This is a genomic window from Allobosea sp. CER48 (assembly GCF_044752385.1).
In the GTDB taxonomy this organism is placed as follows: Bacteria; Pseudomonadota; Alphaproteobacteria; order Rhizobiales; family Beijerinckiaceae; genus Allobosea.
In genome coordinates this window covers 1-15145 of record NZ_JBIWYK010000023.1, presented here as the reverse complement: position 1 = coordinate 15145, position 15145 = coordinate 1, and the positions used below count along the sequence as shown (strand labels likewise).

General features: G+C 67.8%; 14 protein-coding genes. 6 read left to right on the top strand and 8 right to left on the bottom strand.

What is annotated here, in order from left to right:
• The first annotated feature begins 557 nt into the window (after positions 1 to 557).
• The 4 genes from ACIPIA_RS02105 (at position 558) to ACIPIA_RS02090 (ending at position 5422) form a co-directional block, all read left to right on the top strand.
• The gene (locus tag ACIPIA_RS02105; protein WP_400506193.1) at positions 558 to 1766 is read left to right on the top strand and encodes an ABC transporter substrate-binding protein; all 1209 of its coding nucleotides are present in this window, start codon (positions 558 to 560) and stop codon (positions 1764 to 1766) included.
• 307 nt (positions 1767 to 2073) lie between these two features.
• Complete coding sequence (locus ACIPIA_RS02100; RefSeq protein WP_400506191.1) at positions 2074 to 3942, top strand: ABC transporter permease; 1869 nt, start codon at positions 2074 to 2076, stop codon at positions 3940 to 3942.
• Positions 3939 to 4712 carry an ABC transporter ATP-binding protein gene (locus ACIPIA_RS02095; protein ID WP_400506189.1) on the top strand — a complete coding sequence of 258 codons (774 nt, stop codon included), beginning with the start codon at positions 3939 to 3941 and terminating at the stop codon, positions 4710 to 4712. The genes ACIPIA_RS02100 and ACIPIA_RS02095 overlap by 4 nt, the downstream gene beginning before the upstream one ends.
• A complete protein-coding gene (locus ACIPIA_RS02090; protein ID WP_400506188.1) occupies positions 4712 to 5422 on the top strand; it encodes an ABC transporter ATP-binding protein in 711 nt (236 codons plus the stop codon). The genes ACIPIA_RS02095 and ACIPIA_RS02090 overlap by 1 nt, the downstream gene beginning before the upstream one ends.
• Here the strand turns inward: ACIPIA_RS02090 and ACIPIA_RS02085 are convergent.
• From ACIPIA_RS02085 to modA, 7 genes are all read right to left on the bottom strand, one after another.
• Positions 5379 to 5936, bottom strand: coding sequence for a MarR family winged helix-turn-helix transcriptional regulator (locus ACIPIA_RS02085; protein WP_400506186.1), 558 nt, complete (start codon positions 5934 to 5936; stop codon positions 5379 to 5381). The genes ACIPIA_RS02090 and ACIPIA_RS02085 overlap by 44 nt on opposite strands.
• Before the next feature lie 248 nt (positions 5937 to 6184).
• Positions 6185 to 7603, bottom strand: a complete 1419-nt coding sequence (locus ACIPIA_RS02080) for a M20 family metallopeptidase (protein ID WP_400506184.1) — start codon at positions 7601 to 7603, stop codon at positions 6185 to 6187.
• A gap of 175 nt (positions 7604 to 7778) precedes the next feature.
• Positions 7779 to 8189: a Cu(I)-responsive transcriptional regulator gene (gene cueR, locus ACIPIA_RS02075; protein WP_400506183.1), complete on the bottom strand. Its 411-nt coding sequence runs from the start codon at positions 8187 to 8189 to the stop codon at positions 7779 to 7781.
• A 1-nt stretch (position 8190) separates the two neighbouring features.
• Complete coding sequence (locus ACIPIA_RS02070; protein ID WP_400506181.1) at positions 8191 to 10704, bottom strand: heavy metal translocating P-type ATPase; 2514 nt, start codon at positions 10702 to 10704, stop codon at positions 8191 to 8193.
• Positions 10705 to 11035: 331 nt separating this feature from the next.
• Positions 11036 to 12130: a molybdenum ABC transporter ATP-binding protein gene (gene modC / locus ACIPIA_RS02065; RefSeq protein WP_400506179.1), complete on the bottom strand. Its 1095-nt coding sequence runs from the start codon at positions 12128 to 12130 to the stop codon at positions 11036 to 11038.
• Complete coding sequence (gene modB, locus ACIPIA_RS02060) at positions 12127 to 12831, bottom strand: molybdate ABC transporter permease subunit (protein WP_400506197.1); 705 nt, start codon at positions 12829 to 12831, stop codon at positions 12127 to 12129. The genes modC and modB overlap by 4 nt, the downstream gene beginning before the upstream one ends.
• Complete coding sequence (gene modA / locus ACIPIA_RS02055; protein ID WP_400506177.1) at positions 12822 to 13625, bottom strand: molybdate ABC transporter substrate-binding protein; 804 nt, start codon at positions 13623 to 13625, stop codon at positions 12822 to 12824. The genes modB and modA overlap by 10 nt, the downstream gene beginning before the upstream one ends.
• A 117-nt stretch (positions 13626 to 13742) precedes the next feature.
• On the opposite strand from modA, the gene ACIPIA_RS02050 reads away from it, so the two are divergent.
• Positions 13743 to 13949, top strand: a complete 207-nt coding sequence (locus tag ACIPIA_RS02050) for a TOBE domain-containing protein (protein ID WP_400506175.1) — start codon at positions 13743 to 13745, stop codon at positions 13947 to 13949.
• A gap of 14 nt (positions 13950 to 13963) precedes the next feature.
• On the top strand, positions 13964 to 14455 hold the full coding sequence (gene tsaA / locus ACIPIA_RS02045) for a tRNA (N6-threonylcarbamoyladenosine(37)-N6)-methyltransferase TrmO (RefSeq protein WP_061967951.1): 492 nt from the start codon (positions 13964 to 13966) through the stop codon (positions 14453 to 14455).
• Positions 14456 to 14590: 135 nt separating this feature from the next.
• Here tsaA and ACIPIA_RS02040 read toward each other — a convergent pair whose 3' ends face one another.
• On the bottom strand, positions 14591 to 15112 hold the full coding sequence (locus ACIPIA_RS02040; RefSeq protein ID WP_400506195.1) for a cupin domain-containing protein: 522 nt from the start codon (positions 15110 to 15112) through the stop codon (positions 14591 to 14593).
• Positions 15113 to 15145 lie beyond the last annotated feature (33 nt).

The window sequence follows — 15145 nt, the reverse complement described above, 5'->3', positions numbered from 1 at the left end:
CGCGCGGCCGATGAGGCTCGTTGCCGCTCCTTCGGTTTCCGCAACACGAGCGAAGGCTTCGCGAATTGCCTGCTGCAGCTCGATCTCAACCGCGCTGCCGATCGGCGCGCCAGCTTCGATCGATTCGACCGTCCGCCGGGCTGGTATTACGGCCGCGGCTGGTGGTGAGCGCGCCACCCTCCCGACAAGAAAAAAGGGCCACGCCGGAAAGCGCAGCCCAAGTCTAGGGAGGAAACGCCCAAGGAGGGCGACGCAGCATCTCTGCTGCGGTGCCCACTAGATAGGGGCGTCACCTCGCTCCCGCAAGAGGAAAAGGGCAGCATCGCTGACTTATTTTTAATCGGCTCCCAATTCATTGAAATAATTATGCTTTACTGATTTTTGATCTGTCCGGCGCCGCGTTTCTCGGCAGCCCTGCTTCTGCTGCAATGCCGAGATGCTGTTGACAAACGGTGGGTGGCGTTTTTCATATGCATACAAATGAATTCCGCTCCTGCCGCTCCTGGCGGCAGGTGGTATCGGCGCGGACCGCGGCCGAAGCGGGCGAGGACAGCCTGATGCAGATCGATCGTCGCAGTTTCATCGCCGGCATCGCTGCCGTCGGAGCTCCTGGCCTGGTTCGCGCCCAGGGCGCGGGGCCGATCCGCATCGGCGAGATCAACAGCTATACCGCTCAGCCGGCCTTCCTGAAACCCTACCGCCAGGCGTGGGAGCTGGCGCAGGAGCAGATCAACGCCGCCGGCGGCGTGCTCGGCCGCAAGCTGGAGACGGTCTTCCGCGACGACGCCGGCAAGCCCGAGGACGCGGTGCGCCATGCGGCCGATCTCGCGACAGCGGAAAAGGTCGACATCATCGCCGGCGGCTTCCTCTCCAATGTCGGGCTGGCGCTGGCCGACTACGCCAATCAGAACAAGCGGCTGTATGTCGCTTCCGAGCCGCTGGCCGACGCGCTCGTCTGGTCGAAGGGCAACCGCTACACCTTCCGTCTGCGGCCCTCGACCTACATGCAGGCCGCGATGCTGGTCGAGGAAGCGGCGAAGCTCCCGGCGAAGAAATGGGCGATCGTCGCGCCGAACTACGAATACGGCCAGTCGGCGGTGAAGTGGTTCAAGGAACTGCTGGTGAAGGCGCGCCCCGACGTGACCTTCGTCGCCGAGCAGTTCCCGGCGCTCGGCCGCATCGATGCTGGCGCCACCGTCCAGGCGCTTGAGGCGGCGAAGCCGGAAGCGATCTTCAATGTCACCTTCGCGGTCGACCTCGCCAATTTCGTCCGCGCCGGCAACACGCGCGGCCTGTTCGAGGGGCGCCAGGTCGTGTCGATGCTGACCGGCGAGCCGGAATATCTCGACACGCTCGGCGCCGAGACCCCGGAAGGCTGGATCATCACGGGCTATCCGCACGCCGATCTGCAAACGCCGGAGCACGTCAAGTTCCGCGACGCCTACAAGGCGAAGTACAACGACTATCCGCGGCTCGGTTCGGTCGTGGGCTACGAGACGGTGCAGGCCATCGCCGCGGCACTGGCGAAGGCCGGTGCCACCGACAACGAGAAGTTGGTGGACGCATTCGAGGGGCTGAAATTCGGCTCGGCCTTCGGCCCGATCGAGTTCCGAAAGATCGACCATCAGTCGACGCTGGGCGCCTATGTCGGCAAGAGCGCGCTCCGGAACGGCAAGGGCGTGATGGTCGACTGGAGCTACCGCGACGGTGCCAAATACCTGCCGAGCGATGACGAGGTCCGCAAACTGCGGCCAGCCATAGGGTGAGAGCACCACGCCGTCATTCCGGGGCGGCGCCCTGGGGCGATGCCCCGGAACCCATGAATACGACATTGCCGTCATGGTCGGGCTTGTCCCGACCATCCATGTCTTCGCTTGTCGAAGGCGATGTTCAAGACGTGGATGCTCCCCACAAGAGCGAGCATGACGGAACCAAAGCACTGTCGTGCGCATGATCCCCCCTCTTGGCGGGCGCGAAGCCTCGGGATGATCGCGAGGCTCCACAGGCGGCCGACGCCGAATCTCGATATCCTCTGACTGCCCGCGACGCTCATCGCACCTGCCCCGAGACCGCATGCTTGATCTCGTCCTCACCCAGACCCTGAACGGCCTGGCTTCGGCGTCGTCGCTGTTCCTGGTTGCGTGCGGGTTGTCGATCATCTTCGGCGTCACGCGCATCGTGAACTTCGCCCATGGCTCGCTCTACATGCTGGGCGGCTATCTGGCCTTCACGCTGGTGACCTGGTTCGGTCCGGCCGATCCGCTCGGCTTCTGGGGAGGCCTCATCCTCGCCGCCTTGCTCACCGGCCTCGCCGGCGTGCTGATCGAGGTCCTGATCCTCAGGCGGATCTATCAGGCGCCGGAGCTGTTCCAGCTGCTCGCGACCTTCGGCGTCGTGCTGATGGTGCAGGACATCGCGCTCGCGACCTGGGGGCCCGAGGACAGGCTCGGCCCGCGCGCGCCGGGCTTCCGCAGCTTCGTCATCCTGTTCGACAACCGCTTCCCGAGCTACGAGCTCTTCCTGATCGCGGTCGGCCCCGTCGTGCTCGGCCTGATCTGGCTGCTGTTCCACCGCACGCGCTGGGGCGTGCTGATCCGGGCGGCGACGCAGGACCGGGAGATGGTCGGCGCGCTCGGCGTCAACCAGCGCCTGCTTTTCACATCGGTCTTCGCCTTCGGAGCGGCGCTGGCGGGATTGGGCGGCGCGCTTCAGCTGCCGCGCGAGGCGATCAACCTCCACATGGACCTGTCGATGATCGCCGAGGCCTTCGTGGTCGTCGTGGTCGGCGGGCTCGGCAGCGTGACGGGGGCCTATCTGGCGGCCGTGCTGATCGGCGTGCTTCACGCCTTCGGCATCCTGATCCTGCCCAAGATCACGCTGGTGCTCGTCTTCCTCGTGATGGCGGCAGTGCTGATCGTCCGGCCGCATGGCCTGCTCGGCAAGGCCGGCGTCGAGCCGCGCGGCCATGCCGGCCAGCTCTTCCTGCTGCGCCCGGCCGACGGCGCCGCCAAGGTCTTCGGGGGCGCGGCGCTGGCTTTGCTGGCCTTGGCGCCGCTCGTCGTGCCGGACCATCTCGTCCTGACGCTGACCGACCTCGTCATCTTCGCGGTCTTCGCCGCCTCGCTGCACCTGTTGATGGGGCCGGGCGGCATCACCTCCTTCGGCCATGCCGCCTATTTCGGTCTCGGCGCCTATGGCGCCGCGCTGGCGGTGAAATGGCTGGGCGCCTCGATGGAGCCGGCATTGGTGGCGGCACCGCTCATGGCCGGCATCGCGGGGGCGATCTTCGGCTGGTTCTGCGTGCGGCTCTCGGGCGTCTATCTGGCCATGCTGACGCTGGCCTTCGCGCAGATCGCCTGGGCGACGGCCTTCCAATGGGTCGACCTCACCGGCGGCGATAACGGCATTCTCGGCGTCTGGCCCTCGGCCTGGGCGGTGTCCAAGACGATGTTCTACTATCTCACGCTCGCCATCGCCGTGCTGGCGATCGTGGTGCTGCGCGTCATCATCTTCGCGCCCTTCGGCTACGCCTTGCGCGCCGGGCGCGACAGCCCGCTGCGGGCGGAGGCGATCGGGCTCGATGTCGGGCGCCTGCAGTGGGCAGCCTTCGTCATCGCGGCCGTCGCGGCCGGCATCGCCGGCGGTCTCTTCGCCTTCTCGAAGGGTTCGGTCTTTCCGACCTATCTGGCGATCCCGCGCTCGGTCGATGCGCTGCTGATGGTGCTGCTCGGCGGCGTGCAGACGGTCGCCGGGCCGGTCGTCGGCGCCTTCGCCTATATGGGCCTGAACGAGCAATTGATGAAGCTGACCGCCTACTGGCGCTTCGTGCTGGGCTTGTCGATCGTGTTGCTGGTCGTGCTGTTCCCGCGCGGCCTCGTCGGCACCTGGCTATTCTGGCGCGCCCGGCGCGAAAGCGCAGCGCTTGCGGCGGCACCGGCATGAGCGCGCCTGTGCCCGCCGTGCTCGAAGCCCGCGACCTCGCCCGGTCCTTCGGCGGCGTGAAGGCGGTGGACGGCGTGTCCTTTTCGGTCGAGGCCGGGACTCTGGTCGCGCTGATCGGCCCCAATGGCGCCGGCAAGACGACCTGCTTCAACATGCTGAACGGGCAGCTCAAGCCCGATCGCGGCGAAGTGCTGCTGCAGCGCAGGCCTATCACCGGGCTCGAACCGCGCGACATCTGGCGCCTTGGCGTCGGGCGCACCTTCCAGATCACCGCCACCTTCGCCTCGATGACCGTGCGCGAGAACGTCCAGATGGCGCTGATCTCGCATGCGGGCGAGAGCTGGCGCCTGTTCGGCCGCGCCGATGGACGCCACCGGGATGCCGCCGACGCGCTGCTCGATCAGGTCGGCATGCGCGCGCAGGCGGAGCGAGCCTGCGGCGTGCTCGCCTATGGCGACCTGAAGCGGGTCGAGCTTGCGGTCGCGCTCGCCAATGCGCCGAAGCTCCTGTTGATGGACGAGCCCACCGCCGGCATGGCGCCGCAGGAGCGAATCGCCCTGATGGCGCTGACGGCCCGCATTGCCCGGGAGCGCGGCATCGCGGTGCTCTTCACCGAGCACGACATGGACGTCGTCTTCGCCCATGCCGACCGCGTACTGGTGCTCGACCGGGGCCGCCTGATCGCATCGGGCACCAGCGCCCAGGTCCGCAATGACCCGCAGGTCCGCGCGGTCTATCTCGGCTCCGGCGCGACCTCGGGAGGGCATTGATGGCGGCGCTCCTCGAACTCTCCGGCGTCGAGGCCTGGTATGGCCGCGCCAAGATCCTGCATGGCGTGGGCTTTTCGGTCGGTCATGGCGAGGTCGTCGCGCTGATGGGCCGAAACGGCGCCGGCAAGTCCACGACGATGAAGACGGTGATGGGGCTTGTGCCGCAGCCGCAGGGCTCGATCCACTTCGAGGGCAGGGAGATCGCCGGCCGCGAGCCCTTCGCGATCGCGCGGCTCGGCATCGGCTATGTGCCGGAGGACCGCCGCGTCTTTTCCGAGCTGACCGTGATGGAGAATCTCGAGGTTGGCCGCCAGCCGCCCCGAGCGGGCGCGCCGCACTGGACGCCGGAGCGCCTCTTCGAACTCTTCCCCAATCTCGGCCGTATGCGTGACCGGCCGGGCGGCGCCATGTCCGGCGGCGAGCAGCAGATGCTGACCATCGCCCGCACGCTTATGGGCAATCCGCGCCTGCTGCTGCTCGACGAGCCCTCGGAAGGGCTGGCGCCGGTCATCGTCGAGGCGATGGCGCAGACCATCCGGGTGCTGAAGGGCGAGGGGCTGTCCGTGCTGCTCTCCGAACAGAACCTGCATTTCGCCGGCAGCATCGCGGACCGGGCCGTGATCATCGAAAAGGGGCTGATCCGTTTCGACGATACGATGATGGCGCTCAAGGCCGACGAGGCGGCGCGGAGCCAGTATCTGGCGGTCTGAAGCCCGAAAGCAGGCGCCGCATCACGTCGAGTAGCGGCTCGACCTCCCGCTCACTCATCGGATCGAGCGCCGCGACGGTGATCGCCTTGGCGCGGACAATATACTCCGGCAGCAAATCGCGGCCACGCTGGCCGAGCTGCACCAGCACGCGGCGCTTGTCATCGGGGTCGTGCAGGCGCTCGACCAGCCCGCGCTCGGCCAGCCGTGTCACCACGCCCCGGATCGTGGCCGGGTCCATCGCCGTCATCCGGCCGAGCTGGTTCTGGGAAATCCGCCCATCGACGGCGAGTCGGCATAGCACCGCGAATTGCGGCGGCGTCGGGCCGTCCTCGCCCATCATCTCCAGGAACATCGCGACATAGCGCTGCTGCATCTGCCGCAGCAGGAAGCCGAACTGCTCGTCCAGCACGTAGCCTGCGAGATCGACCGGCTCGGGAACAGCGGAATCGGCCTGGCCGCTGGCCGTGCGGTGATGCCGGCCGAGCCCGTCTTCCGATTCCTCTGCGCGATCCATGCTGGCTCCGGGTGGCGATTCTGCCCGTTGGCGGCAGAGCCCCATTCTCCCGGATCATATGTGTTCGTTCAATCGGCAAGGCAACGCCGCCACCGCGGGGATGCTCGCCCTCGTGACGAGCATCCCCGTCTCGAACGCGACCTGCGGCAAGCGAAAGACGCAGATGGTCGGGACAAGCCCGACCATCACGGCAAGAGCATCGTTCAGGGCCTCGTTGCCGAGCAATCCCCGAAATGGCGTCGGGCAGATCAGCCCAGCGACATCATCAGCGGCGGCTTCACCTCGGGCGGCAGCGGCGAGGTGTAGCCTTCCTTGCCGAGGCGGGCCTTGTGGTCGGCCTTGGCGGCTTCCATCAGGGCGGGATCGCTCAGCACGGCGGCGCCGGTCGCGGCCATCGCCTTGGCGACATGGACCATCGCCTTGTGCGCGGCAGGGGACTTGCCCTGCGCCACGACCTGCCAGGTGTGGAACGGCGTGCCCATCGCGACCGTCGGCGCATGGGCCTGCACGGTCGGCACCGCCCAGCTGACGTCGCCGATATCGGTCGAGCCGATCGCCGGGTTGCGCTTGGCATCGCGTGGCACCAGGAAGTCGGCGAGCGGTGCGCCGGTGTCCGGCATGCCGATGGTGCGCCAGATCGAGGCGATCTCCTGCGGGGAGAGCGTGGCCCGGATCTTCTCTGCATAGGCCTTGTCGGCATCGTCGAAATGCGGCGCGCCGAGTTCGCCCATCACCTTGTGCATGGCCTCTTCGAGCGGGGCGTTGGCGACGAGATCGGAGACGGCGCTGACGATGCGCATCTCCATCTTGGTTTCCGTCATCAACGCCGCGCCTTCGGCGATCTTCTTCACGCGCTGGACGAGCTCCAGCATGCCGCGCAGGTCACGCGCGCGGATGGAGTAGCGGACGCGGGCATGGGCCTGGACGACGTTCGGCGCGATGCCGCCGGTGTCGAGCAGCGCGTAATGGACGCGGGCGTCGGAGGGCATGTGCTCGCGCATGTAGTTGACGCCGACATTCATCAGCTCAACGGCATCGAGCGCCGAACGGCCGAGATGCGGCGCCGCGGCAGCGTGCGAGGCGCGGCCGGTGAAGACGAAATCGGCCCGGGTGTTGGCGAGCGCCAGCGCGGGAGCGACCTCCCAGAAGCTCGAAGGGTGCCACGAGATCGCGACATCGGCGTCGTCGAAGGCGCCGGCGCGGACCATGAAGGCCTTGGCGGCGCCTCCTTCCTCTGCCGGGCAGCCATAGTAGCGCACGCGGCCGGGGATCTTGTTCTCGGCGAGCCAGTCCTTCATCGCGACGGCGGCGAGCATCGCGGCCGAACCCAGCAGGTTGTGGCCGCAGCCATGGCCATGGCCGCCGGCCTCGATCTCCTTGTGCTCGGAGGCGCCGGCCTCCTGCGAGAGGCCGGGCAGCGCGTCGTACTCGCCGAGGAAGGCGATGACCGGGCCGCCTTCACCCGCCTCGCCGATCACGGCGGTCGGGATGTCCGCGACGTTCTCGGTGATCTTGAAGCCCTGGTGCTTCAGTTCGGCGATATGCTCGGCGACCGAGCGCTTCTCGGTGTAGCACACCTCCGGCATGCCCCAGACCCGGTCGGAAAGCGCGATCAGGCGCTCCTTGTTCGCATCGACATGCCGCCAGAGATCGTTTCGATTGTCCATTGTCGTTCCGCCTAGAGCCCGTGCCAAACGGGTGCGGGCTCTCTGTCATTTGTTGAGAAACGGATTCGCCGGGCAGGTCGCATCGGCCTGACCGGATCCGCCTCTTTTGGGCAGCGGCATATGAGCAATCCCGCACGGCCGCGTCCAGACATTCAGCGCATGGCGGAACAGCGTCTCAGGCTCTGCCTTGCGTCGGCGTGGTAGCTGCGAAGTCCGCCAGAATCGGGCAATCCGGCCGGTGGTCGCCATGGCAATGCGTCGCCAGATGCCGCAGCGTGTCGGCCATCGCCTTGAGCTCGGCGGCCTTTTCCTCGAGCTCGCGCACATGGGCCATGGCGAGGCGCTTCACATCGGCGCTGGCGCGGCTCTTGTCGCGCCACAGCGTCAGCAATTCGCGGGTCTCGTCCAGCGAGAAACCGAGGTCGCGGGACCGGCGCACGAAGCGCAGCGTATGCACGTCGTCATCCGCATAGACCCGGTACTGCGCCGCCGTGCGGGCCGGCGCGGTGATCAGGCCGATGCTCTCGTAATAGCGGATCATCTTGGCGCTGACGCCGGAGCGGGTCGCCGCTTCACCGATGTTCATCTCAGACCTCCTGTCCGGCGCCGTCATGCGAGGCCGGGATGCGGAAACGCTTCAGCCGCAGGGCGTTGGTGACGACGCTCACGCTCGATAGCGCCATCGCGAGCCCGGCGAAGACCGGCGAGAGCAGGATGCCGAATGCCGGATAGAGCACTCCGGCCGCGACCGGGATCAGCAGGGCGTTGTAGCCGAAGGCCCAGGCCAGATTCTGGCGGATATTGGAGATCACCGCCTGCGACAGCGCTATCGCGCGGGGCACGCCCATCACGTCGCCCGACATGAGCACGACATCGGCGCTTTCGATCGCGATATCCGTGCCGGTACCGATGGCGATGCCGACATCGGCCTGGGCCAGCGCGGGCGCATCGTTGATGCCGTCGCCGACGAAGGCGACCCTGGCGCCGCGCTGCTGCAGGCGCTTGACCACCTCGGCCTTGTCCGTCGGCAGGACCTCGGCCCAGACCTCGTCGATGCCCAGTCCACGCGCCACGGCCTGCGCCGTGCGATGGTCGTCGCCGGTCACCATCGCGACCTTGAGACCGAGCTTGTGCAACGCGGCGATGGCGGCGGGCGTGGTTTCCTTCACCGCGTCGGCGACGGCGATGACGGCGGCGACCCTGCCGTCGATCGCGGCATAGAGCGGGGTCTTGCCGGCTTCGGCCAGCGCCCTGGCGCGGGCGGCGAAGGGGGCGAGGTCGAGCTTCGCCTCTTCCATCAGGCGGTGACCGCCGATCGCGACCTTGCGGCCCTCGACCGTCGCGGTGACGCCGCGGCCGGGGTCGCTGGTGAAATCGGCCGGCTCGGCGAGTACGAGCCCACGCGTCTTGGCGGCCGCGACCAGCGCCTGCGCCAGCGGATGCTCCGAGCGGTTCTCGGCCGCGGCGACCAGGCGCAGCACATCGTCAGCACCGAAGCCACTCGCCGGCTCGATGTCGGTGAGCTCCGGCTTGCCCTTGGTCAGCGTGCCGGTCTTGTCGAGCGCGACGATCTGGACGTCCTTCAGCGCCTGCAAGGCGTCGCCCTGCCGGAACAGGATGCCGAGCTCGGCGCCGCGGCCGGTGCCGACCATGATCGAGGTCGGGGTCGCCAGGCCCATGGCACAGGGGCAGGCGATGATCAGCAATGCGACGGCATTGACCAGCGCATGCGACAGGGCCGGGCTCGGGCCGAATGTCAGCCAGACGGCGAAGGTGATCAGCGCCAGCGCGATCACGACCGGGACGAACCAGAGCGTGACGCGGTCGACCAGCGCCTGGATCGGCAGCTTGGCGCCCTGCGCGGCCTGAACCGTCCGTACGATCTGGGCGAGCAGCGTGTCCGAGCCGACCTTCCGCGCGGTGAAACGCAGCGCGCCCGAACCGTTGACCGTGCCGCCGGTGACGGTGCTGCCGGCTTCCTTGCGGACAGGTGCGGGCTCGCCGGTGATCATCGATTCATCGACGTAGGAGGTGCCGTCCCTGACCTCGCCATCGACTGGAATGCGCTCGCCCGGCCTGAGGATGACGATGTCGCCGGGGCGGACGCTGTCGACGGGCACATCGCTCTCGGCGCCGTCGCGCAGCACGCGGGCGGTCTTGGGCTGGAGCGCGATCAGGCTGCGGATGGCGGCGCCCGTACGGCCCTTGGCGCGGGCCTCGAACCAGCGGCCCAACAGGATGAGCGTCACGATCACCGCGCCGGATTCGAAATACGTGCCTTCCGTGCCCGCCGGCAGCCAATGCGGCAGGAAGGTCGCTGCCGTCGAATAGAGATACGCGGCACCGGTGCCGAGCATGACCAGAGAGTTCATGTCGGGCGCGCCACGCAGCAAGGCCGGAACCCCCTTGCGCAGGAAGACGAGGCCCGGCCCGAACTGCACGACGGTCGCGAGCACGAAGGAGAAGACGCGCACGTTCCACTCGCCGAAGCTGCCGGCGAACCAGTGGTGCAGGGCAGGGACCATGTGGCTGCCCATCTCGACGACGAGCAGCGGCAGCGTCAGCAGCCCGGCAAGGATGACGGAGCGCAGCAGCCTGCCCTGCTCCTCGTCCTTCGCGGCCTGCTGGCGCGTGGCGGCGTCGCCATCGGCCGCGACGACCGGGCTCGCCTCGTAGCCGGCGCCCGCCACGGCCTTCACGAGAGCGGCGGTGATGCCGCCGTCGGCCAGCGTCTTCACGCTGGCGCGCTCGGTCGCAAGATTAACGCTGGCCTCGACGACGCCCGGCACAGCGCGCAGGGCCTTCTCGACATGGCCGACGCAGGAGGCGCAAGTCATCCCCGATACGGCAAGGTCGATCTTCGTCTCGACCGGAACATAGCCGGTCTGCCGGATCGCCGCCTCGATCTGCCGGAGGTCGGTTCCAGCCCTGGCAAAGGTGATATGGGCGCGTTCGGCCGCGAGATTGACCGCGACTGCATTGACGCCGGGAACGGCCTTGATGGCGCGCTCGACATGAGCGACGCAGCTCGCGCAGGTCATGCCCTCGACGCCCAGGTCGAGCGTTTCGAGTTCGTTCCTGCCCCTGTCGATGACCGTCATCGCCGTCTCCTTCATGGTGATGACGAGCGATATAAGGTTTCCCATTGTGGGAAGGTCAAGGTCGGTTGCATGCGTTTTTTGCGGAGCGATCGGGCGGCCGCGCCGGCGGCCAGTTCGTGGTCCGGTGTGCGCTGGAGCCACGACGCGAACCCCTCTCCTGTAAGGAGAGGGGAAGGGGTGAGGTGTAGGCCCTTGGACACTGTAGCCGTGGCAAAACTGCAGCGATGGCTCGCTCTCGTGGCTGGCGGCACTCCCTCACCCCCGACCCCTCCCATCCGGGAGAGGGGTTCCCCGCCCTTCACGCCTGCTGGAGGATGAGGATTTAGACAGATCAAGGCATCTCGACCGAGACGCTCTTGATCACCGCGTGGACGCGCTTGCCCGGGCCGAGGCCAAGCGCGGCGACCGATTTCGCGGTCAAGCGAGCTGCCAGCTTGGCTTCGCCGCAGGCGAGAAGCAGATGCACGGTGCTGCCGCCCACGCCGCTGCGCTCGCCGGCTTCGATGACGACACAGGACAGGACGTTGAGCGCGCTGATCTCCGTCGGATGGCCGAGGCTGAGCACGACGTCGCTGGCGAGGATGCGGATCCTGATCTTCTGGCCCTGACGGAGCGAGCCGCGCGCGATCGTCAGCGGCCCGGCCGGTGTCGAAAGCTGGGCCAGCCCGAAGGCCTCGTCGAAGCCGGTCACCTCGGCCGCGAGCAGTGCGCTGGCCTCGGGAGCCCCCGGGCGGGCGGCCAGATCGGGACGCGCGAGCAGCTCGGCAGTCGGCCCGCAAGCCGCGACGCGCCCGTTCTCGACGATCGCGACGGTGGTGGCGAGACGCGCGACCTCGGCCAGCGCATGCGAGACATAGACGATGGGAATGCCGACTTCGTCGCGCAGGCGCTCGATATGCGGCAGGATCTCGGCCTTGCGGGCTTCGTCGAGCGCCGCCAGCGGCTCGTCCATCAGCAGGAGGCGCGGCTGCGCCAGCAGGGCCCGGCCGATGGCGACGCGCTGCTTCTCACCGCCGGACAAGGCGCCCGGCCGGCGCCGCAGCAGGTGGCCGATGCCGAGGAGTTCCAGCACCTTGTCGAGCTCGGCCGGCTTTCGCTGGGAGCGCGGGACGAACCAGTGCCCGAAGAGCAGGTTCTGCCGCACGGTGAGGTGCGGAAAGAGCCGTGCCTCCTGGAAGACATAGCCGATGCGCCGGCGATGCTTGGCCAGGTAGATGCCGCGCTCGGTATCGACCAGCGTCTCGCCATCGACGCGGACATGGCCGGAATCGGGGCGGATCAGCCCGCCGATGACGTTGACCAGCGAGGTCTTGCCCGAGCCGGAGCTGCCGAACAGCGCCGTCAGGCGCCCGTCGGACGTAAAGGATGCATCGAGGATGAAGTCGCCGAGCTGGTGACGGACCGCGATATCGAGGGTCGGCTTCATTCGACGTTGATCCGCCGGCCGACGATGCGCGCCATCAGCTCGGAGAGGAAGAGCGCGGCGACCGAAATCGCGATCGAGATCAGCGTGAGCCTCAGCGCGCCGGCGTCGCCGCCAGGAACCTGGGTGAAGGTGTAGATCGCCGAGGGCAGGGTCTGCGTCTCGCCGGGGATGTTTGAGACGAAGGTGATCGTCGCGCCGAACTCGCCCATCGCCTTGGCGAAGCAGAGGATCATCCCGGCTATGATGCCGGGCAGGCAGAGCGGCAGCGTGACGACGAGGAACACCCAGATCGGGCTGGCACCCAATGTGCCGGCTGCGGATTCGAGCTTGCGGTCGACTGCCTCGATCGAGAGGCGGATGGCGCGGACCATCAGCGGGAAGCCCATCACTGCGCAGGCGAGTGCGGCACCGGTCCAGCGGAAGGACAGCACGATCCCGAACCAGTCATAGAGGAACTGCCCGATCGGCCCGCGCCGGCCGAAGCCGACCAGCAGCAGATAGCCCGTCACCACCGGTGGCAGTATCAGCGGCATATGGACGATGGCGTCGAGCAGGGACTTGCCCCAGAAGCGCCCGCGCGCCAGCAGCAAGCCAACCGCGAGCCCCAGCGGGAGGCTCGCGAGCATGGCGGTCGTCGCGACGATGAGGCTGAGCCTCACCGCCGTCCATTCTTCAGGCGAAAGCCAGTCGGTCACGAAGATGAGGCAGCCTTGTTGAGCACCGTGAAGCCCTGCTTCTCGAACACGGGCTTGGCGGCGGGGCTGCGCAGATAGGTCAGGAAGGCCTGCGCGTCAGGATTGCTTGAATCCTTGGTCACGGCGACCGGATAGACGATCGGCGGGTGCGAATCCTCGGGGAAGGTCGCGACCACCTTGACCTGCGGATCGGCGGCGGCGTCGGTCGCGTAGACGATGCCGAGCGGGGCCTCGCCGCGCGAGACCAGCAGCAGCGCGGCGCGGACATTGTCGGCCTGCGCGATCTTGTCCTTCACCTTGTCCCAGGCGCCGAGCTTCTCCAGCGCCGCCTTGCCGTATTTGCCGGCCGGGACGGAATCGACATTGCCCATCGCAAGGCGGCCGGCACCGACGGCGCCCGCGACATCGACGCCGGGCTTCAAATCGAGCTTGGCGGTCGAATCCTTTCCGGCGACCAGCACGATGCGGTTGGCGAGGAGGCTGACGCGGGTATCCGGCCTGATCAGGCCCTTGTTCGCCGCATAGTCCATCCAGTCGAGATCGGCCGAGACGAAGAGATCGGCCGGGGCGCCGTTCTCGAGCTGCTTCGCCAGCGTGTTGCTGGCGGCATAGGAGATCTTCGGCGCAGGCTTGCCGCTCTCCTTGACCCAGTTCACGGCTGCCTCGTCCAGCGCGTTCTTCATGCTGGCGGCGGCGAAGATCACGAGGTCCTTCGTCTGCGCCTGCGCGGCGTTGAACGCCGGGGCGAAGCTCACGGCAAGGGCCAGGCCCATGCCCAGCAGGGTGCGACGCTTCAACATGCTGTTCCTCGCTCGAATTTATCGTTGTATATCGGTGGATATAACGATGGTTGCAGCGCGCCCGGAGCCAAGTCAAGGAGCCGCAGCGATCGGATTGCCGCAAGGAGAGGACGAGCCATGAAGATCAGCGCGCGCAACCAGCTCAAGGGCAGGATCATCGAGATCACCAAGGGCGCGACGACCGCCCATGTCCGCATCGATATCGGCGGCGCGATCGTGACGTCCTCGATCACGAATGCGGCGGTCGACGACCTCGGGCTTGCCGTCGGCAAGGATGCCTATGCCGTGGTCAAGGCTTCCGACGTGATGATCGCGATCGACTGAAGAGTCCCGACGGCATGGTCCGCGAGAACGAAATCCGCGAGAAGGAGGTTGCCGTCGCGCCGCCGCAGGCGACCGATGCCGGCCTCGTCTTCATCGGTACGATTCGCACGCCCTGGACCTCGCGGCTCGTCTGTCCGCGCCAGGGCAGGGCGGACGGTCCGGTCTGCCGCATCGAGCTGTTTCCGCCCTGGGACGAGGCGCTCGAGGGCATCGAGCGCTTCGAGCGGCTGGAGGTGCTCTACTGGCTGCACCAGTCGCGCCGCGACCTCGTCCGCCAGAGCCCGGCCAACAACGGCGAAACGCACGGCACCTTCGCCTTGCGCACGCCGGTCCGGCCCAATCCGATCGGCACCTCGATCGCCACGCTGGTCGCGCGGGAGGGGCGGGTGCTGCTGGTGCGCGGGCTCGACTGCCTCGACGAGACGCCGCTGCTCGACATCAAGCCTGATCGCACGCTCTTCACCCCCATCGCCCCGCCTCAGCCGGGCGATTTCGAGACGGGGTGAGGCAAACCGCCGTCATCCCCGGGCGGAGCGAGGCGGAGACCCGGAATTCCCGAGCAGGATGGGTCCGGGCGCCATTCCGGCACGAAATGCTCGGGGCAATCCCGAGCATGACGCGAGTGCTTCGGCCTATCCCGCTCACCCGTGCGGGTGCTTGTGGATCGGGTCGACCCAGTAGACCTCTTCCGGCTTCTCGACCGGATCGACGTCGGTGATGTTGACCACCACCGCCTCGTTGTCCGAGCGCACCAGCACGCATTGCAGCGGGTTGTCCGGATCGGCGTTGATCTCCTGGTGCGGCACGAAGGGCGGCACGTAGATGAAGTCGCCCGGTCCGGCCTCCGCGACAAATTCGAGCCGCTCGCCCCAGCGCATCCGGGCCTTGCCGCTCACCACGTAGATCACGCTTTCGAGCTCGCCGTGATGGTGCACTCCCGTCTTGGCGTTCGGCTCGATCGCGACCGTGCCGGCCCAGATCTTCTGGGCACCGACGCGGGCATGGTTGATCGCCGCCTGCCGGAACATGCCCGGCGTCTGCGCCGTGTTTGGGTCGAGCTTGTCGCCGGAGATCACGCGCACGCCGTCATGCTTCCAGCGCGGCTCGCCGTCGTGGCCGTGATCGTGCGGATGGTCGTGGGAATGATCGTGGTCGTGGCCGATGGCAGCCTCCCGCTCAAGCCTGCTTCGCCGGAC

What these genes read in the sequence shown, in the direction of transcription:
- ACIPIA_RS02105 (WP_400506193.1), top strand. Translation starts at nt 558, where the DNA reads ATGCAGATCGATCGTCGCAGTTTCATCGCCGGCATCGCTGCCGTCGGA.
- ACIPIA_RS02100 (WP_400506191.1), top strand. Translation starts at nt 2,074, where the DNA reads ATGCTTGATCTCGTCCTCACCCAGACCCTGAACGGCCTGGCTTCGGCG.
- ACIPIA_RS02095 (WP_400506189.1), top strand. Translation starts at nt 3,939, where the DNA reads ATGAGCGCGCCTGTGCCCGCCGTGCTCGAAGCCCGCGACCTCGCCCGG.
- ACIPIA_RS02090 (WP_400506188.1), top strand. Translation starts at nt 4,712, where the DNA reads ATGGCGGCGCTCCTCGAACTCTCCGGCGTCGAGGCCTGGTATGGCCGC.
- ACIPIA_RS02085 (WP_400506186.1), bottom strand. Translation starts at nt 5,936, where the DNA reads ATGGATCGCGCAGAGGAATCGGAAGACGGGCTCGGCCGGCATCACCGC.
- ACIPIA_RS02080 (WP_400506184.1), bottom strand. Translation starts at nt 7,603, where the DNA reads ATGGACAATCGAAACGATCTCTGGCGGCATGTCGATGCGAACAAGGAG.
- cueR (WP_400506183.1), bottom strand. Translation starts at nt 8,189, where the DNA reads ATGAACATCGGTGAAGCGGCGACCCGCTCCGGCGTCAGCGCCAAGATG.
- ACIPIA_RS02070 (WP_400506181.1), bottom strand. Translation starts at nt 10,704, where the DNA reads ATGACGGTCATCGACAGGGGCAGGAACGAACTCGAAACGCTCGACCTG.
- modC (WP_400506179.1), bottom strand. Translation starts at nt 12,130, where the DNA reads ATGAAGCCGACCCTCGATATCGCGGTCCGTCACCAGCTCGGCGACTTC.
- modA (WP_400506177.1), bottom strand. Translation starts at nt 13,625, where the DNA reads ATGTTGAAGCGTCGCACCCTGCTGGGCATGGGCCTGGCCCTTGCCGTG.
- ACIPIA_RS02050 (WP_400506175.1), top strand. Translation starts at nt 13,743, where the DNA reads ATGAAGATCAGCGCGCGCAACCAGCTCAAGGGCAGGATCATCGAGATC.
- tsaA (WP_061967951.1), top strand. Translation starts at nt 13,964, where the DNA reads ATGGTCCGCGAGAACGAAATCCGCGAGAAGGAGGTTGCCGTCGCGCCG.